The sequence below is a fragment of the Actinomycetospora sp. ABD4_176 genome, from assembly GCF_056311855.1.
Genome location: NZ_CM149974.1, coordinates 5106848 through 5133545, shown reverse-complemented (window position 1 = coordinate 5133545; position 26698 = coordinate 5106848). Strand labels below are relative to the sequence as shown.

General features: G+C 77.3%; 25 protein-coding genes and 1 pseudogene. 17 read left to right on the top strand and 9 right to left on the bottom strand.

From position 1 onward, the window contains the following. Nucleotides 1–68: 68 nt before the first annotated feature. Nucleotides 69–926, bottom strand: coding sequence for an SAM-dependent methyltransferase (locus ACYX4T_RS24845; RefSeq protein WP_476011888.1), 858 nt, complete (start codon nt 924–926; stop codon nt 69–71). 321 nt (nt 927–1247) lie between these two features. Between ACYX4T_RS24845 and ACYX4T_RS24840 the strand changes: the two genes are divergently transcribed. Then, nucleotides 1248–1604: a hypothetical protein gene (locus ACYX4T_RS24840; protein ID WP_476011887.1), complete on the top strand. Its 357-nt coding sequence runs from the start codon at nt 1248–1250 to the stop codon at nt 1602–1604. A gap of 6 nt (nt 1605–1610) precedes the next feature. On the opposite strand, the gene ACYX4T_RS24835 is transcribed toward ACYX4T_RS24840, so the two are convergent. Together ACYX4T_RS24835 and ACYX4T_RS24830 are read right to left on the bottom strand one after the other, a co-directional pair. Beyond that, complete coding sequence (locus ACYX4T_RS24835) at nt 1611–1949, bottom strand: acyclic terpene utilization AtuA family protein (RefSeq protein ID WP_476015365.1); 339 nt, start codon at nt 1947–1949, stop codon at nt 1611–1613. Further along, nucleotides 1935–2204, bottom strand: a pseudogene (locus ACYX4T_RS24830) (acyclic terpene utilization AtuA family protein); the annotation flags it as partial. The pseudogene ACYX4T_RS24830 and the gene ACYX4T_RS24835, both read right to left, overlap by 15 nt. Nucleotides 2205–2397: 193 nt before the next feature. Here ACYX4T_RS24830 and ACYX4T_RS24825 point away from each other — a divergent pair. Continuing rightward, nucleotides 2398–2598 (top strand): hypothetical protein, encoded by a 201-nt coding sequence (locus ACYX4T_RS24825; protein ID WP_476011886.1) that lies wholly within the window; start codon nt 2398–2400, stop codon nt 2596–2598. Between the two features lie 38 nt (nt 2599–2636). Here the strand turns inward: ACYX4T_RS24825 and ACYX4T_RS24820 are convergent, their stop codons facing one another. Continuing rightward, a complete protein-coding gene (locus ACYX4T_RS24820) occupies nt 2637–3107 on the bottom strand; it encodes a hypothetical protein (RefSeq protein ID WP_476011885.1) in 471 nt (156 codons plus the stop codon). A 135-nt stretch (nt 3108–3242) separates the two neighbouring features. Here ACYX4T_RS24820 and ACYX4T_RS24815 point away from each other — a divergent pair, with 135 nt between their 5' ends. After that, nucleotides 3243–4274 (top strand): DUF4185 domain-containing protein, encoded by a 1032-nt coding sequence (locus ACYX4T_RS24815; protein ID WP_476011884.1) that lies wholly within the window; start codon nt 3243–3245, stop codon nt 4272–4274. Here the strand turns inward: ACYX4T_RS24815 and ACYX4T_RS24810 are convergent, their stop codons facing one another. Together ACYX4T_RS24810 and ACYX4T_RS24805 are read right to left on the bottom strand one after the other, a co-directional pair. After that, nucleotides 4275–5057, bottom strand: coding sequence for a class F sortase (locus ACYX4T_RS24810; RefSeq protein ID WP_476011883.1), 783 nt, complete (start codon nt 5055–5057; stop codon nt 4275–4277). Between the two features lie 108 nt (nt 5058–5165). Then, nucleotides 5166–5696, bottom strand: coding sequence for a hypothetical protein (locus ACYX4T_RS24805; protein ID WP_476011882.1), 531 nt, complete (start codon nt 5694–5696; stop codon nt 5166–5168). Between the two features lie 183 nt (nt 5697–5879). On the opposite strand from ACYX4T_RS24805, the gene ACYX4T_RS24800 reads away from it, so the two are divergent. The 11 genes from ACYX4T_RS24800 to ACYX4T_RS24750 all read left to right on the top strand — a co-directional run bounded on the left by ACYX4T_RS24800 (nt 5880) and on the right by ACYX4T_RS24750 (nt 19026). After that, complete coding sequence (locus ACYX4T_RS24800) at nt 5880–7013, top strand: DUF5685 family protein (RefSeq protein WP_476011881.1); 1134 nt, start codon at nt 5880–5882, stop codon at nt 7011–7013. Between the two features lie 158 nt (nt 7014–7171). Continuing rightward, on the top strand, nt 7172–9082 hold the full coding sequence (gene pknB, locus ACYX4T_RS24795) for a Stk1 family PASTA domain-containing Ser/Thr kinase (RefSeq protein ID WP_476011880.1): 1911 nt from the start codon (nt 7172–7174) through the stop codon (nt 9080–9082). Nucleotides 9083–9230: 148 nt separating this feature from the next. Beyond that, nucleotides 9231–9560: a hypothetical protein gene (locus tag ACYX4T_RS24790; RefSeq protein ID WP_476011879.1), complete on the top strand. Its 330-nt coding sequence runs from the start codon at nt 9231–9233 to the stop codon at nt 9558–9560. A 155-nt stretch (nt 9561–9715) separates the two neighbouring features. Beyond that, on the top strand, nt 9716–12367 hold the full coding sequence (locus ACYX4T_RS24785; RefSeq protein ID WP_476011878.1) for an ATP-binding cassette domain-containing protein: 2652 nt from the start codon (nt 9716–9718) through the stop codon (nt 12365–12367). Next, nucleotides 12364–13278: a hypothetical protein gene (locus tag ACYX4T_RS24780; RefSeq protein WP_476011877.1), complete on the top strand. Its 915-nt coding sequence runs from the start codon at nt 12364–12366 to the stop codon at nt 13276–13278. Before ACYX4T_RS24785 ends, ACYX4T_RS24780 begins: the two co-directional genes overlap by 4 nt. Nucleotides 13279–13426: 148 nt before the next feature. Beyond that, entirely contained in the window at nt 13427–15394 is a 1968-nt protein-coding gene (locus tag ACYX4T_RS24775; protein ID WP_476011876.1) for a serine/threonine-protein kinase, read from the top strand. 41 nt (nt 15395–15435) lie between these two features. Then, nucleotides 15436–16392 carry a hypothetical protein gene (locus tag ACYX4T_RS24770; RefSeq protein ID WP_476011875.1) on the top strand — a complete coding sequence of 319 codons (957 nt, stop codon included), beginning with the start codon at nt 15436–15438 and terminating at the stop codon, nt 16390–16392. An 87-nt stretch (nt 16393–16479) separates the two neighbouring features. Then, nucleotides 16480–17007 carry a hypothetical protein gene (locus ACYX4T_RS24765; RefSeq protein ID WP_476011874.1) on the top strand — a complete coding sequence of 176 codons (528 nt, stop codon included), beginning with the start codon at nt 16480–16482 and terminating at the stop codon, nt 17005–17007. 93 nt (nt 17008–17100) lie between these two features. Beyond that, nucleotides 17101–17493, top strand: coding sequence for a hypothetical protein (locus tag ACYX4T_RS24760; protein WP_476011873.1), 393 nt, complete (start codon nt 17101–17103; stop codon nt 17491–17493). A 204-nt stretch (nt 17494–17697) separates the two neighbouring features. Beyond that, on the top strand, nt 17698–18411 hold the full coding sequence (locus tag ACYX4T_RS24755; protein WP_476011872.1) for a DUF4190 domain-containing protein: 714 nt from the start codon (nt 17698–17700) through the stop codon (nt 18409–18411). Between the two features lie 30 nt (nt 18412–18441). After that, complete coding sequence (locus ACYX4T_RS24750) at nt 18442–19026, top strand: ASCH domain-containing protein (RefSeq protein ID WP_476011871.1); 585 nt, start codon at nt 18442–18444, stop codon at nt 19024–19026. A 5-nt stretch (nt 19027–19031) separates the two neighbouring features. On the opposite strand, the gene ACYX4T_RS24745 is transcribed toward ACYX4T_RS24750, so the two are convergent. Next, nucleotides 19032–20273: an erythromycin esterase family protein gene (locus ACYX4T_RS24745; protein WP_476011870.1), complete on the bottom strand. Its 1242-nt coding sequence runs from the start codon at nt 20271–20273 to the stop codon at nt 19032–19034. Between the two features lie 89 nt (nt 20274–20362). On the opposite strand from ACYX4T_RS24745, the gene ACYX4T_RS24740 reads away from it, so the two are divergent. Further along, nucleotides 20363–21571 (top strand): acyl-CoA dehydrogenase family protein, encoded by a 1209-nt coding sequence (locus ACYX4T_RS24740; protein WP_476011869.1) that lies wholly within the window; start codon nt 20363–20365, stop codon nt 21569–21571. Further along, entirely contained in the window at nt 21568–22692 is a 1125-nt protein-coding gene (locus ACYX4T_RS24735; RefSeq protein WP_476011868.1) for an acyl-CoA dehydrogenase family protein, read from the top strand. The genes ACYX4T_RS24740 and ACYX4T_RS24735 overlap by 4 nt, the downstream gene beginning before the upstream one ends. A 1-nt stretch (nt 22693) precedes the next feature. Here ACYX4T_RS24735 and ACYX4T_RS24730 read toward each other — a convergent pair whose 3' ends face one another. Further along, the gene (locus ACYX4T_RS24730; RefSeq protein ID WP_476011867.1) at nt 22694–23065 is read right to left on the bottom strand and encodes a tautomerase family protein; all 372 of its coding nucleotides are present in this window, start codon (nt 23063–23065) and stop codon (nt 22694–22696) included. A gap of 112 nt (nt 23066–23177) precedes the next feature. On the opposite strand from ACYX4T_RS24730, the gene ACYX4T_RS24725 reads away from it, so the two are divergent. Next, nucleotides 23178–25361 carry an FUSC family protein gene (locus tag ACYX4T_RS24725; protein ID WP_476011866.1) on the top strand — a complete coding sequence of 728 codons (2184 nt, stop codon included), beginning with the start codon at nt 23178–23180 and terminating at the stop codon, nt 25359–25361. Nucleotide 25362: 1 nt separating this feature from the next. Here ACYX4T_RS24725 and ACYX4T_RS24720 read toward each other — a convergent pair whose 3' ends face one another. Then, the gene (locus tag ACYX4T_RS24720) at nt 25363–26589 is read right to left on the bottom strand and encodes a hypothetical protein (RefSeq protein WP_476011865.1); all 1227 of its coding nucleotides are present in this window, start codon (nt 26587–26589) and stop codon (nt 25363–25365) included. Nucleotides 26590–26698 lie beyond the last annotated feature (109 nt).

Sequence of the window (26698 nt, the reverse complement as noted above, 5' to 3'; positions counted from 1 at the left end):
CCCGCACGGGAACCGCCGGAGCGGAGGGGATCACGCCCCGTCGCCCCGACAACCGGCCCGAACCGGACCTATCGGGTGGCGGTGACGAACGCGGAGCGGCCGTTCAGGCGGCGGGTCAGCGGATCGAGCTCCCGTCCCCAGCCGGCGGCGACGTCGGCCGCGACGTCGCGGCGGACCGTCCACCCGAGGGCGGCGAGCCGGTCGCCGGGGTCGGCGCGGTCGTCGGTGTGGAGCAGCGCGGGCATGTCGACGCCGATCCCCGCCGCCACCCGCCGGAACGCGGGGTCCTCGAGCTGCCGGCCGATGTCGGTGAAGTCCTCGACCGCGATCCGCGATCCCGGCGCCGAGCGCTCGTGCACCGCCGCGAGCAGCGCCTCCTGCGCCTCGGCGGGCAGGTAGGGCAGCAGCCCCTCGGCGAGCCAGGCCGTCGGGACGGTCGGGTCGAGCCCGGCGCGGTCGAGGGCGCCGGGCCAGTCGTCGCGCAGGTCGACGGCCACGGTGCGCCGGTCGCACCGTGCCCGGGCGCCGTCCTCGGCGAGGACGTCGTCCTTGAACGCGAGCACCGCGGGCTGGTCGATCTCGAAGAGCGTCGTGCCCTCGGCCCAGGCCAGCCGCTGCGCCCGCGCGTCGAGCCCGGCGGCGAGGATCACCGCCTGCCGGACGCCGTCGCGTCCCGCGGCTGTGAAGAACTCGTCGAAGAAGCGGGTCCGCACGCCCATGTAGCCCGACATCATCTGCCAGAGCTCGTCGTCGGAGTCGTCGCGCGGTGGGACCGGACGGGTCGGCAGGGGCTGCGGGGGCGCCGCGGCCGCCACGAAGCGCTCGGCGTAGGGGTCGGAGATCAGCCCGTCGGTGCGGTGGGTGTCGACCGACCGGCCCGCCGCGACCACGAGTGCCGTCAGCCCGACGCTCGACCGATGTCCCACTGCTCGTACCGGCTCACGAGATCGCCTCCCGGTAGAAGTTAGTTCGCCTAACGATCTAACTCTGGTCGCGGGGAGATCAACGAGGAGTGAGCGGGCCGACACGCCCGGTGCCGATCACGTTCGGCGCGTGACGCAGGTCGCCGAGCGGTACCCCCTCCCGAGTGAATAGTTGAAAGCTTGAGTCAGAGGTTGGGCACCCTGGCGTCACCACTCGTGACAGCGACCCGCACACGACCGGTCATCGTCACTCGACGGTGTCACGGACCACGGGGTCACCGGGACGGCGCGCGGTACCCAGCGCCGAGCGCGGAGGAGGAGCCGATGAACCACGACCCCCGGTGCTGCGCCCGTACCGACCCCGCGGCGGGCGAGCCCGGCCCGGAAGCGGCCGCCCCGACCGAGCCGCCGGCGGCGATCGACGGTCCGGTCACGGCGGAGCAGGTGGCGTACGTCGACTGGATCGCGGTGCAGACCGATCTCGACCGCTGCGACGGCTACGTCGTGCTCGCCGTCGACCCGCAGACCGGCGAGGTCGACGCGCACGGGCCCTACCCCGGGCTCGATGCGCTGCAGACCGCCGACGGGCTCCGGCGGACGCTCGACCGCGAGGGTCTCGACGACGTCGTCGTGCGCGTCGTGCGCTGGCACCAGCAGCGCGGCGGCGACACGGCGGCCTGAGCGGCGCTACCGCCCCGGCCCCCGCAGGATCTCGTAGAGCAGCTGCGCGGTGACGGTGTCGGTGGTGACGGTGCCGCCCGCGACCTCGTGCTCGGTGATGACGGCGGTGCCGTCGGCGGCGATCTCGGCGATCGGGTAGCCGAGGTCGTCGACACGGGGCACGGACGTGAAGCCCGAGAAGTTGCCGCCGGTGGCCTGCGGTCCGCACTCGATGACGTGCGCGGCGGCGACGGCGCCGGCGAGCGGGCCCCAGTCCTCGGTCCGCCAGCGGTGCCACCACGCGGCTGCGCCGACGGTCAGCGAGGCGTCGGTGACCCGCGGGTCCAGTCCGGCGTCGTCGATCACCCGGCGCACCTCGCGGGCGAGGCCCGCGGGGTTCAGCCCGCCGGCGTCGACCACGAGGCGCGCGCCGCGCTCGGCGGGCAGCCCGACGGCGTCGGTGAACTGGGCGAGGAAGCTGCGCGCGTACCCCAGCGACGGGTCCTGCGCGCGCTCGAGGGCGAGCTGGCGCAGGGTCGGTTCGGCGAGGTAGTCGCCGGTGACGACGCCGACCGGGCCCGCGAGCGCGTCGCGCAGCCCGGAGAACCGGTCCCACCGCCAGCCGGCGCAGTCGGCACCCGGCGACCCGGAGCCCGCTCAGTGACCCACGTCACCGACACGTGAGAGCAACCTGAGCAGCCGTCACCCGGACGGCTCACGGCAGGCCACGGGTGCCGCTCTACCGTTCCGGGTGCCGGCCGGTGGTCGGCGTGCAGCAGCGCCCGACGCCGATCGGGCCAGGGGGGAACACCGCATGAAGACGATCGCGCTCGCCCTGGGAGGCCTGGGCGGACTCGCCGCCGCGACCTGGGTCGCGACCCCGACGGTGCTCATGAGCACGCGGGGCACCATCGAGCAGCGGACCCGGGCCGCGTGGCGCACGACGTCCGGGCCGCCCGTCGCCGTTGTGCCCGCGCCCCGGCGCGCGCCGCGGGTGGAGCGCATCCCGGCCTGAGGGGTACGAGCGCCGTCCGCTGGGCGGCTGTCCCGTTCCTACGCCGTCCGCGCCGCGGGCCGCAGCCGCGGCAGGGGCTCGAAGAGCGAGCCGCCGAACAGGCCGCGCCCGGTGCCGACGCTCGCGAGCAGCAGGTCCTGGCAGCGCCGGGCGAGGCCCGCGGCCACGGTCCCGCCCGTCGCCGACGCGACCTGGTCGAGCACGTACTGCGGCCAGCCGGCGAGGTCCGGCCGCATGCCCGCGCGGCCGGCCTCGCACGCGGCGACCACCTGCGACCAGCGCGCCGCGTCGAGATCCCCACGCCCGCGCTCGAGGAACAGCGCGCCGAGGTGCTCCTGCACGGCCAGCACGTTGTGCGGCGTGGCCGGGAAGCCGGCGCGGAGCAGGATCGTCGCGGCGAGGTCCGGGGCGAGGCGCGGCCCGGGCAGCGGGCCCGACCGGTCGCGGCGCGCCACGACGACGGTGAGCACGACGGCGAGTACTGCGACGATGCCGAGCACGATCTCCACGGCGACCCTCCCCCCGTCCGCCCGGGTGGCGGATGCCTGCGGAGTCGTCGCCCGCGACGCGCTCGTTACCGCGCCGCGACACACCCTCCGGAGGAATCGATTCCGCTGTCCGCGGGCGGCCGGTATACCGGCGCCATGCGCACCCTCGAGGTCACGAAGCTGCGGGACCTGACCGGGCCGGGCCACACCGACGACTACGGGATCGGTGGGACCGACCTGGGCGCGGCGGCGCTCGCGCCGGACGGGCGGCTGGTCGCGGTCTTCGGCGACACCTTCGAGAGCAGGCAGCCGGGCGGTCCGGGCTGGCGCTCGCCGGTGATCCTCTTCGGCGACCCCGCGACGGTGCGCGACCCCGGGGGCGTGCGCTGGACCGGCTCCGCGGGCGGCGACCACCCCTACGCCGACCAGGTCATCGCCTACCGGCACAACGCCCGCATCGGCGGGCGGTTCGGCGGCCTCGTCGGCGGCACGCGGATCACGACGCAGCTGCCGACCGACCTCATCACCGTCGGCGACCAGATGTACCTGCACGTCATGGCCTGCGAGGGCCTCGGCAACGTCCACTGGACCGAGATCCACCGCTCGCGCGACAACGGCGTCACGTGGGAGTCGACGGGCCTGTCCTGGCCGGGCGGGCACCTCGGCGGGCTGTTCCAGATGCTGACCTGGGAGCTCGGGCCCGACGGCTACGTCTACGCGCTGACCACCGGATTCCAGCGCGACAAGCCCCTCCTGCTGCACCGCGTGCCCGCCGACCGGCTCCTCGACGCCGCGGCGTGGGAGGGCTGGGGCTTCGCCGACGGGGCCTGGGCGTGGGGCAACCCGCCGACGCCGGTGCTGGCCGGCGCGTTCGGCGAGCTGTCGCTGCGCCGCGTGGGCGACCAGTGGTGGCTCGCGCTGTTCGACGCCGGCCACTACCGCGTCGACCTCATCCCGATGCCCCAGGGGCCGACCACCGACCTCACCACCGCCGAGCGCCTCACCGTGATCGCCGGCTGCGGCTGGGGCGACGAGGACCACGGCTGCGGGCGCGTCGCCCAGTGCTACGGCGGCTACATCCTGCCCGGCTCGACACCCGACGAGATCCACCTCGTCGTCAGCCAGTGGAACACGCGCGACAACTGGCCGTACCGCGCGATGCACTTCCGGGCGCGGATCGGGGCCTGATCACCCGACCGCGCGGGCGAACACCACGGTGTTGTCGCGGTAGGAGCCCGCGCCCCGGTCGAAGCTCCCGCCGCAGGTGATCAGCCGGAGCTCGGGGCCGCGGGTGGGCCCGTAGACCCGGTCGGTGGGGAACGCGTCCTTGGGCACGACGACGACCTCGGTGACCTCGAACGTCACCGCGACACCGTCGGCGCGCGTCACCTCCGCCCGGTCGCCGGGGCGCAGCCGGCCGAGCTCGTAGAACACCGAGGGGCCCGACGCCGCGGAGTCCACGTGCCCGATGAGCACCGACGGGCCCTGGCGCCCCGGGGTGACCGAGTACCGGAACCATGCGGCGTGGTCGTAGCCCGGCGAGCCCTCGGCCGGGACCTCCATGGTGCGGTCGGGGTTGAGGCCGACCCGGTCGACCGGCGTGTCCACCCCGATCGCCGGGACCCGGAGAGTCGCGGGCGGGGAGGCGGCGGGCGGCCGATGCGGCGTGCTCGAGGGAACGAGCGGGGCGGTCGCCGGCGAGGCCGGGAGGGGCGGGCCGGCGGGGGCGCCGGCGGGGGCGGGGGCTGCGGTGGGCGTGGGCGGCGCCGACGACTGGTGGCCCGCGGCCCAGCTCAGCAGTGCCACCCCGAGCACCGCGAGCACCACCGCCCCGGCCAGCAGGGCCCGGCGCGGGCGGTCGGGGGCGGGCCGGTCCTCGGTGATCCTGGGTACCTCACGCGCCCCGCCGGCCGGCTCGGCGTGCGTGGAGTGCTCCTGATCATCCTCGGCGGGGTCCGGCACCTCGCTCACGCTGCCCCCCCTCCCGCCCGGACCGCGAGCCGGCTTGCCGGTGGCACACGACGACCCCGCGCACCGGGCGGTGGGCGGGGTCGTCGGCGTCACGGTCGTCGAGGGTGCTCAGCTCTCGGAGCGGCGACGGCGCGCGGCCACGCCCCCCAGCGCGCCGGCCCCGGCCAGCGCGAGCGCGCCGGCGCCGATGAGGCCCGCGTGCTCGACGCCCGAGGTCGAGCCGCCGCCGGTGGCCACGCCGCCCGACGGGGTCTGGCTCGCGCCGCCACCCGCGCCCGAGCCGCTGCCCGAGCCCGAGCCGCTGCCCGACCCGTCCTGCGACCCCGAGCCGTCGGCGTTCGCCCCGTCCGGCGCGCCGGTGCCCCCGGCGCCGCCGCCACCGGGCGCGGTGCCCGCACCCGGCTGACCCGCCGCACCCGGCTGACCCGACGCACCCGGCTGCCCCGCCGCACCCGGCTGCCCCGCCGCGCCCGGCTGGCCGGGGGCCGGCTGCCCCTGGCCCGCGGCGGCACTCGGCTGCCCGGCCGGCGCCGGGGCCGCCGCCGGCTGCTCCTGCGAGCAGCCGGCGAGGACGCCGAGCGACAGGGCGCCGGCGAGCGCGGGTGCCCAGAGCAGGCGCGTCGTGTTCCTTGAGATCACGGGTTCCCTCCCGATCGGTCGCGGCACGCCAGCCCCCGACGGGGCGTGACGCGGTCGCGCAGACCCTTCCCGGTCCCCTCCCACCACACACGCCGACGGGGGAGTCGATTGCGACGAACGGCGGCACCCCACACGGCGAACGGCCCGTCGTGATCGACTCCGTGGATCACTAGCGTCCTCGCGGTGCTCGGCATCGTGCGGCCCTGCCGCCACCACTTCCCGCCCGCGCTGCACCGCCGGTGGGCGGCGCACCTCTGCGGCACGTGCCTGGCGCTGCGCGACGGGCACGGCCAGCTCGCCCGCACCGCGACGAACGTCGACGCCCTGCTGGTCTCGGTGCTCACCGCGGCCCAGACGACGACCCCCGACCGGCACGATCGCCGCGCCGGCCCCTGCCCCGCCCGCGGGATGCGCACCGCCACCGTCGTCTCGGGCGACGGCGCCCGCCTCGCCGCGCACGCCGCGCTGCTGCTCGCGGCCGGGCACCTCGCCGACCACGTCGACGACCGCCAGGGCGTCCTGCGCCACCGGCCGGCGGCGGCGCTGGCGCGCCGGGTCGCCGACCGGTGGAGCGCGCGGGCCCGCGCCACCGCCCCCGCGGGCTTCGACCCGTCCGCCCTGCTCGCGGTGCCCGCGCGCCAGCACGCCGTCGAGCACGCGGCCGGAGCGGTCACCCTCGACGAGGTCACCGCCCCGACCGCCGACGCGGTGGCCGCCGCCTTCGCGCACACCGCGGTCCTGGCCGGCCGCCCCGGCAACGCCGCCCCGCTGGCCCGCGCCGGCGCCGCCCTCGGTCGGCTGGCGCACCTCCTGGACGCCCTCGACGACCTCGACGACGACCGGCGCACCGGCCGCTGGAACCCCGTCGACGCCACCGGGGCCGGCGTCCCCGCCACCACGGCCGCGGCGCGGGCGCAGGTCGCGACGCTCGCCGCGACGCTGCCCGTCGTCGACCTCCCGGACCTCCACGGTCTCGACGCCCGCCTCGCCCATCGCCTCCTCGTCCACGAGACCGAGCGCGCCCTCGACCGCACGTGCGTCCGGACGGAGCAGCCGTCCACCGACCACCCGCCGCAGCCCGGCGACGGCTCCCCGGGCCGCGGGCCGCGCGGGCTCGTCGGCGGCTGCGTCGCGGCGGCGGGCCTGTGCTGCACCGGGCAGCTCTGCTGCGCCGAGGAGATCACCGGCCCCTGGAGCGGGCAGCCGCGGTCCAACCCCTGCGCGAGCTGCTGCGACTGCACGGAGTGCGGCTGCGACTGCTGCGACGGATGCTCCGAGGGCGGCAGCTGCTGCGACTGCTGCTCCTGCGGCAACTGACGGCACCGGTCCCGACGAACGGGCGAACTCGCGCGCCGAAGGGGCGACCCGCCGTTGCCGACCCGCTCCCGCACCGTTGGTCCCGTCCGGGTGATGCTGACCCGCGTCCCCCGCGCACCCCGGCGGGCACCGACCACGAGCGGAGGCACGAGGAGCGCATGTCGCAGGCGACGCTGGTGGCCGGGCGGTACCAGCTCGGCCCGAGCCTGGGCCGTGGCGGCATGGCGGACGTGCACGCGGGCCACGACGTGCGGCTGGGACGCGAGGTCGCGATCAAGGTGCTGCGCGCCGACCTCGCCCGCGACCCCTCCTTCCGCCTGCGCTTCGAGCGCGAGGCGCAGAACGTCGCCTCGCTGAACCACCCCGGGATCGTCGCGGTCTACGACACCGGCGAGGTGGCCGCGGAGGGGGTCGGCCTCCCGTACATCGTCATGGAGTACGTCAGCGGCTCCACGCTGCGCGACCTCCTGCGGGCCCACGGCCCGATGCCGCCCGAGCGCGCCTGCGCGGTGATGGCCGACGTCTGCGCGGCGCTGGGCTTCAGCCACGAGCACGGCGTCGTCCACCGCGACGTCAAGCCGGCCAACATCATGATCACGCCGGGCGAGGTCGTGAAGGTGATGGACTTCGGCATCGCCCGCGCCCTCACCGAGACCGGCCCGGCGCTGACCGGGGACATGGTCATCGGGACCGCCCAGTACCTCTCCCCGGAACAGGGGCTCGGGCAGGAGGTCGACGCCCGCGCCGACGTCTACGCCGCCGGGTGCGTCCTGTTCGAGCTGCTCACCGGCGAGCCGCCGTTCACCGCCGACAGCCCGGTCGCCATCGTCTACCAGCACGTGCGGGAGGACCCGCCGCTGCTCGCGACGCTCGCCCCGCCCGGGACCGTCGTCCCGACCGAGCTCGAGGCCGTCGTGCGCCGGGCGATGGCCAAGAACCCCGACAACCGCTACGAGACCGCCGCCGACATGCGCGCGGACCTCCTGCGGGTCCTCGCGGGCGAGCGCCCGGACGCGCCGGCCGTGCTCGCCGAGCACGAGCGCGTCAGCGGCGCGGACACCGCCGCGACCGACCCGGGCCGGCGGCGGGCGCGGGGCGGCCGGTCCGCCGCCCACGACGACACCGCCGAGACGGTCCTGACCCCCGAGCTCGCGCGCGGCGGCCACCGCGGGACGCGGACGGGGGCGCACGCGGCCGTCGGGTCGTCCCGGCGGCGCGGGCGCCTCGTGGCGGTCGTGGCCGTGCTCGCGGTGCTGCTCGGCGGCGGCGCGTGGTGGGCGCTGGGCCCGTCGGACAGCGAGGTGCCGCGCCTGGTCGGGCTCACCCGCGGCGAGGCGGAGCGCACGCTCGCCGACGTCGGGCTCGCCGCGATCGTCGTGCCGACCGCCTCGCCGCCCGAGCAGGTCGACCGGGTCGTCGCGGCGACCCCGGACGTCGGGGCGCGGGTCGAGGAGGCCTCGCCGGTGACGCTGCGGGTCGGGCGCGGGCCGGGCCTGGTGCAGGTGCCGCTGCTCACGGGGCGCAGCCCGGAGGCCGCGCGCGTGGCCGCGGAGGGCGCGGGCCTCGTGCTCACCCCGGTGCCCCGCCTGCGCGAGACCGACGACCCCACCGAGGTGGGCCAGGTCGTCGGCCAGGACCCGGTGCCGGGCTCCCTGCGCCCCGCCGGCGGCGCGATCGAGCTGACCATCGGTCAGCGGCGCGCGACGCTGCAGGTGCCCGACGTCGTGGGACGCTCCCGGGCCTCGGCAGAGGCGACGCTCGAGGGCGTGGGTCTGGAGGTCTCGGTGCGCGAGGTCGACGGCGGCGGCGCGGCCGGCACCGTCGTGAGCCTGACGCCCGGCGTGGGCACCGCGGTGCCGCGCGGCAGCACGGTGACCCTGGACGTGGCGCGTGCCGGGTCGTCGTCGGGCGGCGACGACGAGTCCGGTGAGGGCGCCGACGGCGGCTCGGGGACGGGCGACACCGAGGGCGGCGCGACCGGCGACCCCGGCGCCGGGGAGACCGGCGACACCACGGACGACACCGGTGCGGGCCAGGACGACGGGTTCTTCGACGACCTGTTCGGCTGACCGGGGCCGGGGCCGGCCGGGCCGTCCCTATCGGCCGATCGGGCCGCGAACTGGAGTCCACCGGTCGGCCCATCAAGAACCGCCGCGCGGCGCTCGATGCAGAGGGTGACAGCACGTCGGCCCGTCGCACCGAGGGACGTGATCCACGATGTTCCGCCGCTCGACCACCACCACCCGCACCCGCCGCTCCACCGCCCGGCGCGCCGAGGTCGTCGACACCGGGCACGAGGACGCCGGGCCCCGCCACACCCGCCGTGCCGAGCGGCGCCGGGCCGTCGACGACGCGGCGCTGCAGGCGCGTCTCGACCGGGTGCACCGCCGGCTCGCCGAGGTCGGCTCGGTCCGGGTGACGGCGGGTGCCCACGTCATCGGCAACGAGGACGCCCGCCGCGACCCGCTGACCCGGCCCTTCGCCGCCGTCGACGGGGTCCCGGCGGCGCGCCGGTCGCACACCGCGCCGCTGCCGCGTCCCGCCTGAACGGAGCTGCTCACACTTGGTGATGGTTCGCCGCGATTATCGCGAACCCCCTGGCTGAGACCTTCTCGCGAACACAGACTGTCACCGCTCGGGTGGGGGCCCGGGCGCGGTGACGTCGCCGGGCCCTCGGGCCCGGTCCGCGAGGAGGAGGAAGCGTGCACCCCGTGGAGCCCGTGCCCCGGCCGGTCGCCGGTCGCCGCCCCGCGCGCGGGCGAGCCCTCACGGTGCCGCAGCTCGAGCTCACCCACGGTGACCGGCGCCTGGTGGTGCCGACCGGCCGGGCCCTGACGATCGGGCGGGACGAGGCCGCGGGGTTCCAGGTGGTGCACCCCCTCGTGTCGCGGGTGCACGCCGAGCTCCGCCCGCTGCCCACGGGGTGGGAGCTGGTCGACCGCAGCCAGAACGGCCTCTACGTCGGCACGGAGCGGCTCGCGCAGCTGCGCCTCTCCCCCGGCTCGACGCCGCGGATGACGCTGACGCTCGGCGTCGGCGGCCCCGAGGTCCACCTCGTCCTGCGGGCCGTGGGCGCGGACCCCGGGGCCCCGCCGGTGCCGATGCTCGCCCCGGCGTCCCGGCCCGCCGTCCCGCCCGCCGCCACGCCGTCGGCCGCCACCCCGTCGGCGGGGACCCCGGCCGGCGCCACCCGGCGCCTCGGGACCCCGAGCCGGGGCACGCCCGTCGACGCCCCCGCGCCGTCCGGGCCCACGCCGTCCGGGCCCAGCGCCCAGGGCCGCTTCTCGGCGGTGCACCGCCTCCCCTCCGCGCCCCCGCCCCGCGAGGACACCGCGCCCACGGGGACGCCGGGCCCGGCCGCCCCGCACGGCGGGCGCATCCGCATCGGCCGCGAGTCCGACAACGACGTCGTCGTCGCCGACCTCCTCGTCTCGCGCCACCACGCCGAGCTGGTCGCCGACGGCGCGGGCGGCTGGGAGCTGGTCGACCTCGGCAGCCCGAACGGCACCTACGTCGACGGCCGCCGCATCCGTCGCGTCCCGCTGCGTCCCGGGATGCTCGTCGGCATCGGGCACGCGCTGTTCCACCTCGACACCGGCCCGGACGGTTCGGTGCGGCTCGTCGAGCGCGAGGACGCCGGCGCGATCGCCTTCCGCGCCCAGGACCTCGTGGTGCGGACCGCGGGGGGCCGCACCCTGCTCGACGGGGTCGGGTTCGCGCTGGAGGAGAACAGCCTCCTCGCGGTCGTCGGGCCGTCGGGGGCGGGGAAGTCCACGCTGCTGCGCGCGCTGACCGGGTTCCGGCCCGCCGACGAGGGCGTGGTCACCTACGCCGACCGCGACCTCTACGCCGACTACGACGAGCTGCGCCAGCGCATCGGCCTGGTCCCCCAGGACGACATCCTCCACCCGCAGCTGACGGTGCGACGCGCGCTCGCCTACGCCGCGCGGCTGCGCTTCCCGTCGGACACGACCTCCGGCGAGCGCGACCGGCGGATCGACGAGGTGATCGGCGAGCTGGGGCTGACCGGCCAGGCCGACCAGCGCATCGACTCCCTCTCGGGCGGGCAGCGCAAGCGCACCTCGGTCGCCCTCGAGCTGCTCACCCGTCCCTCCCTGCTCTTCCTCGACGAACCCACCTCCGGGCTCGACCCGGGCCTGGACAAGTCGGTCATGCACACCCTGCGGGGTCTGGCCGACGACGGGCGCACCGTCGTCGTGGTCACCCACAACGTCGCCCACCTCGACGTCTGCGACCGCCTGCTGCTCCTCGCCCCCGGCGGCACCGTCGCCTACTTCGGCCCACCCCGGGATGCCCTGGCCCACTTCGGCGTCGCCGACTTCGCCGACCTGTTCCTCCTCCTCGACCGCGAGCAGCACGTCGACTGGGCCGACCGCTATCGCCGCTCTCCCCTGGGCGAGCGGTACATCGGCACCGCGCCCCCGTCCCGCGCGCCCGCGGTCCGCGGCCCGGTCCTGGCGGCGCCCGCGGCACCGCCGCCGCGCCAGCAGTCGGCGATCGCGCAGTTCGGGGTGCTCGCCCGGCGCTACCTCGCGGTGATCGCCGCCGACCGCCAGTACGCGATCTTCATGGCCGCGCTGCCGCTGCTGCTGGCGGCGCTGTCGCACGCGCTGCCGGCGGAGACGGGGCTCTCGCTCGCCGAGCAGCTGCGCGGGGTGCCGGGCGCGCCGCAGAGCCTGCTCATGGTGTTCATCGTGGGCGCGGCGCTCATGGGGTCGGCGGCGTCGATCCGCGAGCTCGTCAAGGAACGCGAGATCTACCGTCGCGAGCGCGCCATCGGGCTCTCGCGCGCGGCGTACCTGCTGTCCAAGGTCGTCGTGCTCGCCGTCGTCACGGGCCTGCAGGCGGTGGTGCTGGGCGTGCTCGGGACCATCGGGCGGCCGGGTCCCGACGAGGCCGTCGTCCTCGCCGACCCGCGCCTGGAGATCCTCGTCGCGATCGCCGCGACCACCATCGCCAGCATGGCCGTCGGGCTCGCGGTCTCGGCGTGGATCGACAACGCCGACCGCGGGATGCCGCTGCTGGTGCTGCTCGCGATGCTGCAGTTCATCCTGTCGAGCGCGCTGCTGCCGATCCAGGACAGCCCCGTGCTCGCGCAGCTGTCGTGGCTGGTCCCGGCCCGGTGGGGCTTCGCGCTCGGCGCCTCGACGATCGGCGTGCGCAGCGGGCCCGGCGTGCCGCCGCCCTACACAGAGGCCGAGCCGCTGTGGGACCACGACGCCGCGACCTGGCTGTTCGACCTCGGGGCACTCGCCGGTCTGACCGTGCTGTTCGTCGTCGTCACCGCCCTCCTGCTGCGCCGCCTCGACCCCCGCGCCCGGCGGCCGCGATGAGCACGCCGACGACCGCGCGGCCGGGCCGGATCGCGGTCCGCGTCGTGCCACGGACCGAGCCGCGCGCGCCGATCGGGGCGGTCGGGGCGGTCGAGGCGGTCGGGGCGGTCGGGGCGGTCGGGGCGGCGGTGGCGCCGGCGACCCCTCGCTACGTCCCCGTCCCCGACGGCGGGGCCGCGCCGGGCGCGCCCGTCCCCGCGCCGCGGCCGCCGACGTCGCCCCGCGTCACGGCCACCCCCGCGAGCCCGGCCCCCGCGAGCCCGGCCGCCCCGCCCACCGCCCCGCCCACCGCCCCGCCGGTCCCCCGCCCCGGGCCACGTCCCCGGGCGCGCCGGCGCGCGCCCGCGGCGCTGCTCGGGTTCGTGGTCGGCCTGGTGATCGAGCTGCTCGGGGTGGCGGCGATGCTCGCGGTCGTCGGCTGGCCGCCCGGGGCCGACCGCGCCACCCCCGGGTCCGTGCCCGCGCCCGTGCTGCCGGGCCGGCTCACCGCCGCGTTCCCCGACCTCACCGTCCTCGGCGGCGCCTGCACGACCTATCCACCGAGCGCCGACGAGTACGTGACCTCGACCGGCGCCCGGCCCCTCGCCGTCGTCCGCTGCGACCACGGCGCGGTGGTCCCGGGCGGCTACGTCTACTACACGGAGTGGCCGACCGTCGCCGACGCCGTGCAGTGGCAGAACGACCAGGTGCGGTGGGGTCCGAGCATCGACGGCGCCGTGCAGTGGCGTGACGGCGGCGGGCAGCTGCAGGGCCCGTGGCACACCCGCGCGGCCGCCGACGGCACGGTCTACGCCACTGCTGCGTACGCCGAACGGCCGTACTCCTTCGACGTCGTCACCCGTTCGCCACAGGACGCTCAGCGCATGCGGGCCGCGCTCCACCTGCAGCCGGCGACGGACGTCCCGGGCTGACAGCGCCCGAGGGGTGTCACCGAGAGTGAAAATGATCGACGAAAAGCGTGAAGTCTATGGCCTGCATTAGGGGCATCGCGCATACTCTCGGTGACTTTTACCCGGGCTGTCGGTCGTCCCGGTGAGCCACGATCCAGGAGAGCGCCGCATGAGCACCGAGGCCCCGGGCCACACGCCGCCGTCGTCGGGCGAGCCGGTGGAGATGTTCGGGCCGTACCGCCTCGAGGAGCGCATCGGACGTGGCGGGATGGGCGAGGTCTTCCGCGCCTACGACACCAGCCGGCAGCGCACCGTGGCGGTCAAGCGCCTCCACGGCGGCCTCGCGGACGACGGCGACTACCAGGAGCGCTTCCGTCGGGAGTCGCGCACCGCGGCGCGCCTGTCGTCGCCGCACGTCATCCCGATCCACGACTTCGGCACCATCGACAGCCGCCTCTACATCGACATGCGCCTGGTCTCGGGGGTCGACCTCGCCGAGGAGATCGAGCGGAACGGCCGTCTGGAGCCGCGCCGCGCGGCCGAGATCGTCCGCCAGACCGCCGACGCCCTCGACGCCGCGCACGACGACGGGCTCGTCCACCGCGACGTCAAGCCGTCGAACATCCTCATCACGCAGCACCGCGGGCGCGACTTCGTCTACCTCGTCGACTTCGGCATCGTCCGCGCGATGGGGGGCGACACCAAGAGCTCGCTGACCGGCACCGGCTCGGCCATCGGCACCCTCGCCTACATGGCCCCCGAGCTGTTCGTGGGCCGCGAGATGGACCGCCGGGTCGACGTCTACGCGCTGGGCTGCCTGCTCTTCGAGGCGATCGCCGGGCGCCCGCCGTTCGTGTCCGAGGGCCCGGGCCTCATGTACGACCACCTCAACGAGACGCCCCCGCGCCTCTCGGAGGTCGCGCCGGGCTCACCGCCCGCCCTGGACGCCGTGCTCGCGACCGCGATGGCGAAGGACCCCGCCCAGCGCTACGCCACCGCGGGCGACTTCGCCGACGCCGCCGTGCGCGCGGTCGGCGGGGACGCCCCGGTCGGCACCGGTGCGACCCCCGGCGCCGAGGACGCGACCGTCCGCGGCGTCCGCGCCGGCGGGCTGGGCGCCGGGGCCGCCGGGGCCGCCGGCCTCGCGGGGGCGGCCGCCGCCGCGGGCACGTCGGGCCCGCAGGGCGCCACCCCGACCCACGTCCCCGGACCGCGTCGCCAGTCGGGCCCGCAGGCCCCACCGCCGCCGCAGTCCCAGCCCTGGTCACCGCAGGGCCCGTCGTCGCAGGGCTCGTCGCCGTTCGGGGCGCCGCAGGGCTCGGGGCCGCAGCCGGCGCCCGCCGCGTGGGGCCCGACGCAGCCGGCCGGCACGCAGAACCACGGCCAGCCCGGCTACCCGCCCACCCAGGGCTACCCGCCCGGCTACGGCACCGGCCAGTACCCGCCGCCGCCCGGCACGAGCGGCCCGCAGGGCTGGTACGGCCAGCCGCAGCCGCCGGAGCGCAGTACGGGCAAGATCGTGGCGATCGTCGCCGGCGTCCTCGTCCTGCTGCTCGTCGTCGCCGTGGGCGCCGTGGTGCTGCTCAACCAGGGGTCGACGACGGCCACCCCGCCCGCACCGCCGGTCACGACCGGGGCGCAGCCGCCGGCCACGACCGGCTCGGGCTCGGGCAGCGGCGGCGGGTCGGGCGGCGCCGCGAGCGTCCCGGCCGGCCAGGCGACGATGGCCCAGGTCTTCCCGGACACGACCACCGGCAACTGCCGGCCGTCGACCGCCCAGGACCAGCTGACCACCAGCAGCGGCGTCAACCCCACCGAGGCCTACATCTGCGACTTCGCCACCGCGGCGCCGGGCGCCCGGGTGATCTTCGCCCGATGGCCCGACGCCGCCGGCGCGCGATCGTTCTACGACGACACCGCCGCCCTCGGACCGCGCATCGAGCAGTTCGACGTGTGGCGATCGGGCGGGGTCGAGCAGGGTCCGCTCTACACCGCGGAGCGCGACGGCACCGTGTACTCCACCGGCATCTACAGCGGCCTGAACTACAGCTGGGAGATCCGGACCTCCACGCTGGAGCAGTCCAACGCCGTGTTCGAGCGGATCCAGTTCCGGGCCCGGACGAGCTTCGGCGGCTGAGCGACCGGCGCACCGGGTCGGCCGGGACGGTGACGGTGACGGTGACGGGGACGGGGACGGGGACGGGGACGGGGACGGGGACGGGGACGGGAGGAGCGGCCGGCGGCGACATCGCGCCGGGCGCCCCGGGCGAGCTGCTCTCGGGCGGGCACTACCGGCTCGGCGACGCGGTGACCGCCGCGGTCCGGGTCGCGCACGACGACTGGGAGGACCGCGCCGTCGTCGCGGTGGCGCTCGCCCCCGACGACGGTGTCGGTCCGCCGGCGCCGCGGACCCTGACCCGCGTCGTCCGCGACGTCCGGCGCGGCGCCGAGCACCCCCACCCCGGGCTCGCCCCGGCGCGCGACGTCGCGGCCGGACGCGGCCGGGACCTGTGGCTCGTCCACGACCTCCCCGCCGACGTCCGGGGGCTCGCCGACGTCGGTGCGCTGCCCGCGTCGCGGGTGCTCGCCCTCGCGGTGGTGCTGGCCGGGGGGCTCGCGGCCGCCCACGCGGCGCGCCTGGTGCACGGCCGGATCGGCGCGGACGTCGTGCTGGTCGATGCGGAGCCGTCGGCGGTCCGGCTGGTCGGCGCGCCGTCGGGGCGACGTCCCGACGACCGTCCGCGGGCCGAGGACGACGACGCGCGCGCCCTCGCCGCGACCCTCGCCGCCGTGCCCGTGGCGCCCGACCCCGTGGCGCCCGACCCCGGTGGCGACGGCCGGCTCGCCGGGGACCTGACCGCGCTGCTGGCGCGCGTCGCGCAGGAGCGCCCGGCCAACCCCGGTGGGCTCGGGGCCGCGCTGCTCCGGGACCTGCAGGTCCTCGCCGGCGAGGCGGACACCGGCCCCGAGCGCCCCACCGAGGACGTCGCCACCGACCTTCCCACGCGGACCACGGACGTCATCCCCACGCCCGCCGCCGTCGACCCGCCGGGCCCGGAGGCCGCCACGATCGACCTGTACGAACCCGTCCGCGTGACGCAGACTGCCCCGACCAGCAATCACGCACCGACGTGAGCGTCTCGATACTGCGGCCGGAACCGATCGAGGAGGCCACATGACCAGCACGGGGCCGATCACCGCGCGCGGGGCGGCGGCGTGGCGGTGAGCGCGTCGGCCGCGTCGGCAGGTGCCGGGCGCGGTCCGTGGATCGCGAGCGCCGCGCTCGCCGTCGCGATCGTCGTGGCGGCGGCGCTGGCCGTGCTGACCCTCGTCACCGCGCCGAGCTCCGGCGGGAGCTCCGCGCAGACCGCTCCCGCGGTCCCCGCCCCGGCTCCGAGCGCTGCCGCGCCGGCGGCGCCGCCCGCCCCGGCGGGCAGCCCCGCCGTCACCGACGCCAACGGCCGCGCCCTGCCCGCGGCCGTCGCCACCGGCGTCCAGGGCCTCTACACCGCCCTCGGCACGGGCGACCTCGCCGGCGTCGAGTCCCGCTACCAGCCGTCGGCGGCCTTCGACGCGGCGCCGTGGTCGCAGGTGGCGCCGCTGCTCGCGCAGCCCGACAACCGCGAGGAGCTCCTCGCCGCCCTGCGCGAGCCGCCGCAGCGCCGGTCGGGCATCTACCGCTACGCAGCCGGCGGGGCGCGCGTCGGTGTCGACGCCCAGGGCCGCATGGCCTTCCTGCTGCTGCCCTGAGCAGCCGTCCTGCCAGGGTTTCGCCAGGAACATCGGCGGGCGCCCGCACCGTCGGAGGGTCGACGCACCGACCACCTCGGCGAGGAGACCCCGATGAGCGACCCCGGCACCGACACCTACACCTCCGGCGACGGCACGACCTACGGCGCCGACGGCGGCCTCCTGTCCTTCCCGGCGGGCACGCCGAGCGCGACCTCGTGGGACGGCGACCACGACGGTGACGACGAGTCGACGGCCACCGACGCCGACGGTGACGGCTACGCCGAGACCGCCTCCGCGGACCGGGACGGTGACGGCTACGACGAGTACGCGGTCTCGGACCACGACGGCGACGGCGCCGTCGACGAGGTCGTCGTGGACCTCGACGCCGACGGGTACGGCGACGCCGCCATCACCGACGGGGCGGCCTACGGCGAGGACGGCCCGGTCGCGGTGGCCGACACCGACGGCGACACCTACGCCGACCTCGTCGTCCCGGCCTCCTGACCCCACGCCCGGCGCTACGTCGCGGACGGCACCGACCCCGGCGACCCTTGCCGGCAGCGGCCCTCGGACGACAGCGCACCCGCCGACCCGTTTCCCGGAGAAACGCCTCCTCCGCCGTGACCGGACAGGCCGCGCGATGCCGCCGGTCCCCCACCACCCACGACGATCGGACCAACACCCCCGCGCGCCACTACGATCCGGGTCGTGAGCTCGCCGTGGGAACCGCCGCGCGACGGCCGCGACGGGGCCGAGACCCCCGCGCCGTCCGCTCCCGACACGCACCACCCGACGCCACCGGAGGCCCGCTCCGAGCCGTCCTCCTCCGAGCCGTCCTCCGCCGGGGCGTCCGGCCCCGGCCCGTACACGCTCGAGCCCTACTCGGACCCCTACGCCGCCGACCGCGCCGCCGGGTACGGCCCCGACGGTCCGGTCCCCCAGCACCACGATCAGCAGTACGGTCACCAGTACGGTCACCAGTACGGTCACCAGTACGGCCAGCAGTACGGCCAGCAGTACGGCCAGCAGTACGGCCAGCAGTACGGCCAGCAGTACAGCCAGCAGTACGGCCACACCCCCTACGGGCCGAGCCCTTTCGCGTCCCCGCCCGCCGCCGCGCCGACGCCCTACCCGTCCGCGCCGTACGGCGGCGGCCCCTACGGCTGGTCCTCCCCGGGCACCCCGCCGACGTCGGGGCTCGCGGTGGCGGCGCTGGTGTGCGGCATCCTCGGCTTCTTCACCGCCGGGCTCGCGTCGATCGCCGCGGTGATCTGCGGGCACCTGGCGTGGCGTGACACCGGCAGCGGCCGGTACGCGGGCCACGGCATGACCATCGCCGGCCTGGTGCTCGGCTACCTCCCGATCATCGGGTGGATCGCGTTCTGGCTCTTCTTCGTCGTGGTCGGCCTCGGCGCGATCTGACGCGCGAGCAGGACTGGCACCATCGGCGCCGTGCTGTTCGCCCTGCGGTTCGCCGAGCCGGTCGCGCGCGGCGAGGTCGACCTGACGTTCCGGCGCTGGCGGCGGGCCCAGGTCCGTCCCGGGCGGCCCTACCGGACGCCGATCGGGCGGTTGCAGGTCGACGAGGTGGACGTCGTGCGCCCCGAGGACCTCGGCCCCGACGACGCGCGGCGCGCCGGGTTCGACTCGATCGACGCCCTGCTCGCCGCGGCCGCGAAGCAGGCGGCGCCGGACGCCGAGCTCTTCCGGGTGCGCTTCCACCCGCTCGACGAGCCCGACCCCCGCAGCGAGCTCGCCGCGACCGTGCCCGGGGCCGACGACCTCGCCGCCGTCGCCGGGCGCCTCGACGCGATGGACGCGCGCAGCGGTCACGGGCCCTGGGCGTGGGCGACGCTCGCGGCGATCGCCGAGCGCCCCGCCGTGCGCGCCCCCGACCTCGCCGCGTCGTTCGGCCGGGAGACCGCGCCGTTCAAGGCCGACGTGCGCAAGCTCAAGGCGCTGGGGCTGACGCACTCGCTGCCGGTCGGCTACGAGCTCTCCCCGCGCGGCCGCGCGGTGCTCGCCGCCCGGGGCTGACCGCGCTACAGCGCCCGGGCCGGGTGCACCGCGCGCACCACCGCGACCCCGTCGAGCTCGGTCCCGGGCACGCAGGGAACGGTCGCGCGCGCCGGCGCCGCCGCCGAGACCTCGTCGCCGACCGAGCGCCGCACCGTCGCCTCGCCGGCCCACGCGGTGACGGCGGGCGGGGTGGCGGGGTCGCGCAGGTCGAGCACCGCGTCCCGGGGCAGCGCGTCGAGCAGTGCCCCCTCGAGCGAGGACGCGGGCACCTCGCCGAGGCGGTGGGTCGCCGGGGTGCGCGCGGGACCGAAGAGGCGGCGGCGCCGGGTCGCGCGCACCGTCCCCGTGCCCGCGGAGAGCACCAGCGCGCGGTAGCCCTCGCCGAGGCGCTCGCGCAGGTGCGCGCCGAGGGTCTGCTCGCGGACGACCACGTGGTCGGCGTGGGCCCAGAGGACGAGGCGGCCACCCTGGTCGAGGGGGTCGTGCGGGTCGAGGGCGTCGAGCACCCCGTCGGCCATGAGCCGCGCGGCGACGGCGTCGGCGCGCGCGGGCGGGGTGGCGGCGAGCTTTGCGGCGCGGGCGAGGAACCCGGCGTGGCGCACGGCCTCGGCGTGCCGGGCGGGCGAGGTGGCCGCGACCAGCGCGGGCACGTCGCGCTCGAGCCGCTCGCGCACCTGCTCGACCGCCGCGCGCGTCCCCTCCCCGTCGCCGTACCCGAGCGCGAGGTCGGCGAGCCCGTCGGCCACCGGCGGCAGCGCGTCCGGCGCGGCGGTCCGCAGGAAGGCGCCGACGACGCGGACGGCGGGCGCGGGGCGGCGCGGGTCGACGCCGACGACGCGGACCCCGCCGCGGCTCGCGAGCGCCCGCACGACGTCGAGCACCTCGCGGGTGTGCCAGCTCCACGACCCGAGGCCCTGGAGCGCCTCGCGCAACCCGCCCGCGTTCCCGGTGCCCTGGCGGAGGTGGTCGTCGAGCACCGTCGTGCCCGACTCCGCGGCCTGCAGCGCGACGGTCCCGACGCCGCCCTCGGGGTCGCCGACCAGCTCCTCCAAGCACCGCCCGGCCAGCGTCGCGAGCTCGCGCGTCCCGCCGACCGCCGGCCCGAGCGCGACCACCCGCGCGTCCCGCGCGGCACGCACCCACGCGGCCAGGCCCTCCTCCGCCGCGGACGCACCGGTCTCGTCGTCGGGCAGGTCGTCGGGGACGCCCAGCGGCCGGGCGTGGGCCGCGAGGGCGCGGGACAGCTCGGTCGAGGGTGCGCTCACGCCGAGCACCCTGGCAGGTGACGATCACACCGGGATGGGCAGCCCCGTCGGGGCTCGACAGCCGCGGGCCGGCGACGGAGGGTGCAGGGGTGACGACCACGGACAGCCCGCCCGACGCGCCGGACGCCACCGCACTGGCGCGGCGCGTCGAGGAGTTCCTCGCCGAGCACGACCCCGCGAGCAGCGACCCCGCCGAGTTCCTCCGCGAGCGCTTCGCCGCCGGCCTCGCCTGGGTGCACTACCCCGCGGGCCTCGGCGGCCTCGGCGCCGAGAACGGCCTGCAGGCCGCCGTCGACGCCGCGTTCGCCCGCGCCGGCGCACCCGAGAACCGGCCCCGCCTCAACGTCATCGGCCTCGGCATGGCGGCGCCGACGATCCTGCGCTTCGGCGACGACGACCAGAAGCAGCGCTGGCTGCCCTCGCTGTGGACCGGCGAGGACATCTGGTGCCAGCTGTTCAGCGAGCCCGGCGCGGGGTCCGACCTCGCGGGCGTGGGCACCAGCGCCCTGTGGGACGGGGACGCCTGGGTGCTCAACGGGCAGAAGGTGTGGACCTCGATGGCCCACCACGCCCGCTGGGGCATCATCCTCGCCCGCACCGACCCCGAGGCCGTCAAGCACCGCGGCCTGAGCTACTTCGTCGTCGACATGACCGCACCCGGCGTCGAGGTCCGCGGGCTGCGGCAGATCACCGGCGAGGCCGAGTTCAACGAGGTCTTCCTGACCGACGTCCGCGTCCCCGACGACCAGCGCCTCGGCGAGGTCGGCCAGGGCTGGACGGTCGCGCAGTACACGCTGATGAACGAGCGCGTCGCCATCGGCGGCGGGACGCTCCCCCGCGAGAGCGGCGCCGTCGGCACCCTCGCGACCCGCTGGCGCGAGCACCCCGAGGCCCGCACCCCCGGCCTGCACGACCGGATGCTGCGCCTCTGGGTGCAGACCGAGGCGGCGCGCCTGACCGCCGAGCGCCTCGGCCAGCAGCAGGCCGCCGGGCAGCCCGGGCCCGAGGGCTCCGGCGTGAAGATTACCTACGCGCGCCTCAACCAGGAGTGCTCGAGCCTGGAGCTGGAGCTGCAGGGCGAGGACGGCCTGCGCTACCCCGACTACACCGAGCGCCGCCCCGAGGTCGAGGACTACGGCAGCCGCGACGCCGGCTGGCGCTACCTGCGCTTCCGCGCCAACTCGATCGAGGGCGGCACGTCCGAGATCCTCCGCAACGTCGTCGCCGAGCGCGTGCTCGGCCTGCCCGCCGAGGCCCGCGCCGACAAGGACGTGCCGTGGAAGGACCTGCCCCGATGACCGCTGCCGCGACCACCCCCACCACCCCCGAGACCGGCGACCTCCTCTACTCCGACGTCGAGGAGGACCTGCGCGCGAGCGTGCGCGCGCTCGTCGAGAAGCAGGCGCCGTGGGACGCGGTGCTGCGCCGCACCGACACCGAGGACGCGGTCGACACCGACCTCTGGAAGCGGCTCACCCAGGAGATCGGCGTGGCCGGCCTCGCGGTGCCCGAGGAGCGCGGCGGCGCGGGCGCGTCGTGGCGCGAGGTCGCGGTCGTCGCCGAGGAGCTCGGCCGGGCCGTCGCGCCCGTCCCGTTCCTCGGCACCGTCGTCGCCACCGCGCTGCTGCTCGGCACCGGCTCGTCCGACACGACCGAAGACCTGCTCGCGGCCGTCGCGGGCGGCGAGCGCACCGCCGCGCTCGCGGTCGGCGCCACCCGCGGCGCGGGCCGGCCGGTGCCGGTGACCGTCGAGCGCCACGGCGGGGGCGACCTGCTGGCGGGCACCGTCACCGCGGTGGTCGACGCCGTGACCGCCGACGTGCTGCTCGTGCCCGTCGAGGGTGGGGTGGCCGTGGTCGAGGCCGACGGGGACGGCGTCACGCGCACCACCGCGGAGTCGCTCGACATGACGCGCCGGCTCACCGACGTGACGTTCGACGGGGCGCCGGCGCGGATCGTCGAGGGTGCCGACGTGGACCGGGCACTGCGGATCGGCGCCGCGATCCTCGCCTCCGAGCAGCTCGGGCTCGCGGAGCGCTGCCTCGCCGACACCGTGGCCTACCTGCGCGACCGCCACCAGTTCGGCCGCCAACTGGCGTCGTACCAGGCGCTCAAGCACCGGCTCGCCGACCTGTGGGTGGCGATCACCCAGGCCCGCGCGACCGCCCGCTACGCCGCCCGGTGCGCCGCCGACGACTCACCGGACCTGCCGGTCGCGGCGGCGGTCGCGGCGGCGCACGGGGCCGAGGTCGCGCTGCTCGCGGCCGAGGACGGGCTGCAGCTGCACGGCGGCATCGGGTTCACGTGGGAGCACCCGGCGCACCTGTTCCTCAAGCGCGCCCGCGCCGACGCCCTGATCCTGGGGTCGGCCGACCACCACCGCACGGTGCTGGCCGACCTCGTGGACCTGCCCGCCTGACTCACCCCCGGGTGTGCGGGGTGCCCGCCTCGACGACCCCCTCGGGGGCCAGCTCGGACAGGTACACCCACACCAGCTCCGCGGCCACGTCGGTCGCGGACACCACGGCGTCCCGCGCGGCGCCGGCGAGCGCGCGCATCGTCGCCTCGTCGGCGCCCGCGGGCACGTGGCCGCGCACGAACACCGAGCCCGTCGGCGCCAGGCGGCCGCCGATGAAGTGGTCGCGGCCCTGGACGTCCTCGATGAGGATCTGGACGAGGCCGGGCGAGGTGCCGGTGGTGTCGGCGTGGGCGGTGGTGAGGTTCTCGGCGAGACGTGCTCGACGTCCGGGCCCGAGAGTCTCGGTGCGGGCGCGGACGAGGTAGGTCGGCACGTGGGGGCTCCCGGGGTCGGCGACGCCAGAAGCTTGGTCAACCGAACGGCCACCGTCCAGAGGCCGGCTGCGGAGACTGTCCGCGGGCACCGCCGCCGGGCAGACTGCAGCGATGGCGGGTCGGCGGGGTCTGCGGTGGCTCGTGCGCCGCGACCCGGGGCTGACGGCGACGCGGCGCGCGGTGCGGATCGCCGTCGTCGCGACGGTCGCGTTCACGGTGTGCCGCTACGGCCTCGACAGCACGACGGCCGCGATCTACGCGGCCTTCGGCGCGATCGGGTTCGGGGTGCTCTCGCAGGTCGTCGGCACCCCGCGCGAACGCACCCGCACCCTCGCCGCGAGCTTCGTCGCCGGCACCGCGCTGCTCGTGATCGGGACGCTGCTCGCGGGCAGCACGATCGCCGCGTCGGTCGGGATGCTCGTCGTCGGCGTCGTCGTCGCGTTCCTGCCGATCGGCGGCCCACGGCCCGCGGGCGTCGCCAACGGCCTGCAGCTGCTCTACATCCTGCCGTCGTTCCCGCCCTTCGCCCCGGAGACGCTGCCCGAGCGCGTGCTCGGTCTCGCGCTGGGCATGGGCCTGCTCGCGCTCGCCGACCGGGTGCTGTGGCCGGCCCGGCCGGTCGAGAGCTACGCGTGCCGCGCGGCCGGCGCGGCGCAGGCGCTCGCCGACCTGCTCGACGCGCTCGCCACCCGCGCACCCGACGTCGCCGCCCGCCGAGCCGCGTCCGCGCACGCCGTCGGCCGGCTGAAACTGCTCGCCACCCCGTGGGAGGAGCGCCCGACCGGCCCGGGGCCGAGAGCCCGGGGCCTCGAGCACCTCGGTGCCGCGCTGCGGGCGGCGCAGGGCCGCGCCGAGGCGCTGCTCGCCACCGACGCCCGCAGCGGCGTGCCCGACGAGGCCACGCACCCGCTGGCGGCGACCGCGACCGCGCTGCGCCACACCGCCGTCGCCCTGCGCGGGGCGGGCCCGCTGCCCGACCCCGCGGCGATCGACGCGGCCCGCGCCGACTACACCGCGCGCCGCGTCACCGTCGTCGCGACCCTCCTCGACGGCGACGAGGCGGTGGCGCACGCGCGGTCGGCGGTGGCGGTCGGCCAGGTCCTCACGGCCGCGCACGTCGCCGTGCAGGCCGCCGCGGTGGTCGTCGACCCGCGGGGCCGCACGCGGGCGCCCGACGACCTCGCGTGGTGGACGGGTGCGCCCGTCGTCCAGCTCTGGGCGCGGCGCATCCGCGTCCACCTGTCGCTGCGCTCGGTGTACCTGCAGAACGCCCTGCGGCTCGGGATCGGGCTGGCGATCGCGCGCCTCGTCGCCGGGGGGCTCGACCTCTCCCACGGCCTGTGGGTGCTGCTCGCGACGCTCACGCTCATGCGCACGTCGGTCACGTCGACGCGCGCGACGCTGCTGCCCGCGATCGTCGGGACCGCGGCCGGCGCGGTCGTGGCCGCCGGACTGCTCGAGGTGGTCGGGACGCAGGCGGCGGTGTACGCGGTGCTCTTCCCGCTCCTCTGCGTCGCAGCCGTCCTCGCCGGCCAGCTCGTCGGGATGATCGCGGCGCAGGCGTGCTTCACCGTGCTCGTCGCCGTGCTGTTCGCCCAGCTCGCACCCGCCGGCCCGGCGCTGGCGGGCGTGCGGCTGCTCGACGTCGCGGTCGGCGCGACGATCGGGATCGCCGTCGGCGCCGCGGTGTGGCCGGCCGGCGGGCACGGGGAGGTCCGCCGGGACGCGGCCCGCTCGCTGCACGCCCTGTCGGCCCTGATCGTCGCCATGGTGCGGTGGACGGCCGGCACCGGGCGGCGCGCGGACCTCCTCGCGTGCCTCCACGCCAACGACCGCGAGCTGCTGTTCCTCGAGGCCGACTTCCTGCAGTACCGCGCCGAGCGCCGCCGGCGTCACGAGGACGACGTCGACTGGTTCACCGTCCTCGGCGTCGCGCACCGCACCATCCGCACCGTGCGCTCGGCCCTCGACGAGGATCCCGACGAGCGCTCCGTGCCCTGGCCCGACCTCCTCGCGCGGCTCGAGCACGACGCGACCGCCCTCGCCGAGGGCTACGCCGCCGTGGGGCGGGCGGTGGCCGAGGGCCGGCCGCCGTCGGTGGTGCTCACGATCCCCGCCGACTTCCTCGACCGCGCCCTGCACGCCGTCGCCGACGCACCCGGGCGGCGCGAGCACCCGCGGGAGACGCTGCTGCTCGTCGACGCCTGGGGGCGGCTGGGGTGGTCGGCCGACGACCTCGCGGCGCTCGGGGTCGTGCTCGCCCCGGCCGCGAGCCGCCGGCCGCTCCCCGCGTAGGTCAGGCGACCCGGTCGGCCTGCTCAGCGGCCTGCTCGCCCTCCGCGGCCCGGTCGTCCTCGGCGTCGAGGCGGGCGCGGCGCTGCTGCTCGCGGGTGCTGTACGCCGCGGCGCGCACGTCCCCGGGCGCGGTGAGCCCCGACCCGACGGCGCCGGCGACGATGCCCATCGACGTCGCCATCGACGCGACCGCCAGGTACGCCGAGGGCCCGCCCGGGTGCCCGAGGGTCGCGGCGAGCGTGTCCGGCGGGATGACCACCACCGCCGCCGTGCCCGCCAGCGCCAGCAACAACGCGTAGCAGCACACGACGCCGAGCACGATCGTCGAGGTCGTCGCGGCGTTGTACAGGTGCACCTCGGCGCGCAGGCGCCGCGACCGCGCGCGCTCCCACAGGTCGTTGTCGGCGATGAGCCAGGTGCTCATCGCCGCGACCGCGAGCACGGCGATGAGCGCCAGGCGCCACGGCCCCGCGTCGCTGGCAAGGCTCCAGATGTTCGAGTAGAAGATGCCGAACGCGGCACCGGCGGCGGCCGCCGCGAGCGCGGTCGAGAGGCTGGGCACGAGGCGCCACGGCCGGTTGCTGCGGACCATGCCCGCGAGCAGGCGCGCCCGCCCGCGCGTGCCGCGCAGCGCGAGGTGGCTGTCGATGCCCTCGTGCTCGGAGGCGATCCGGCAGATCGGCGGCCCGAACAGGCCGCGACGGGCCGGTCCGGCCACCGCCGGGGCGACGGGGTCGGCGAGGCCGTGCTCGAGCAGGTCCAGCACCGCGGCGCGCAGCCGCCGCCGCAGCGCGACCGCGCCGAGCGCGGGCACCGACACGAGGCCGACCCCGTCGTCGGACCCGAAGTCGGAGACGAGCGGCTCGGTACCGGCCCGCCGCGGCAGGTCGGTGACGATGACGACGACGTCCCAGCCGTGGCGGCGCTGCTGCTCGCAGCCCAGGCGCAGCATCGGCAGGAGGCCCTCGGCGTCGAGGCCGACCGGCCCCTCCGCGGTCTCGACGCGCCACGTGCGGCCGGGCAGGTGCTCGGCGAGCAGGGCGGGGAGGTCGCCCGCGACCTGCTCGGCGAGCTTCGTCGGCAGGCCCGGGTCGGCGAGCAGGCCGACGGTGCGGACGGGGGTGTCGGGGTCGGCGGGGGTGGTCGTGGCGGGGGTGGCGTTGGTGGCGGCGGTGGCGGGGGTGGTCGTGTCAGGGGTCTCGTCGTGACGAGGCACCGTGGAGGTCACTGGCGTCTCCTGGCGCGGAGCGGGGGAGAGCGCGCGCACGGACGCGGAGCAGCCGTGTCCTCGGGACACGGTGGGGAAGCCTCGGCCGTCGTCGCGTTCTCGGGGGTGA

What these genes read in the sequence shown, in the direction of transcription:
- ACYX4T_RS24815 (WP_476011884.1), top strand. Translation starts at nt 3,243, where the DNA reads ATGCGCACCCTCGAGGTCACGAAGCTGCGGGACCTGACCGGGCCGGGC.
- ACYX4T_RS24760 (WP_476011873.1), top strand. Translation starts at nt 17,101, where the DNA reads ATGAGCGACCCCGGCACCGACACCTACACCTCCGGCGACGGCACGACC.
- ACYX4T_RS24825 (WP_476011886.1), top strand. Translation starts at nt 2,398, where the DNA reads ATGAAGACGATCGCGCTCGCCCTGGGAGGCCTGGGCGGACTCGCCGCC.
- pknB (WP_476011880.1), top strand. Translation starts at nt 7,172, where the DNA reads ATGTCGCAGGCGACGCTGGTGGCCGGGCGGTACCAGCTCGGCCCGAGC.
- ACYX4T_RS24840 (WP_476011887.1), top strand. Translation starts at nt 1,248, where the DNA reads ATGAACCACGACCCCCGGTGCTGCGCCCGTACCGACCCCGCGGCGGGC.
- ACYX4T_RS24735 (WP_476011868.1), top strand. Translation starts at nt 21,568, where the DNA reads ATGACCGCTGCCGCGACCACCCCCACCACCCCCGAGACCGGCGACCTC.
- ACYX4T_RS24725 (WP_476011866.1), top strand. Translation starts at nt 23,178, where the DNA reads ATGGCGGGTCGGCGGGGTCTGCGGTGGCTCGTGCGCCGCGACCCGGGG.
- ACYX4T_RS24790 (WP_476011879.1), top strand. Translation starts at nt 9,231, where the DNA reads ATGTTCCGCCGCTCGACCACCACCACCCGCACCCGCCGCTCCACCGCC.
- ACYX4T_RS24780 (WP_476011877.1), top strand. Translation starts at nt 12,364, where the DNA reads ATGAGCACGCCGACGACCGCGCGGCCGGGCCGGATCGCGGTCCGCGTC.
- ACYX4T_RS24775 (WP_476011876.1), top strand. Translation starts at nt 13,427, where the DNA reads ATGAGCACCGAGGCCCCGGGCCACACGCCGCCGTCGTCGGGCGAGCCG.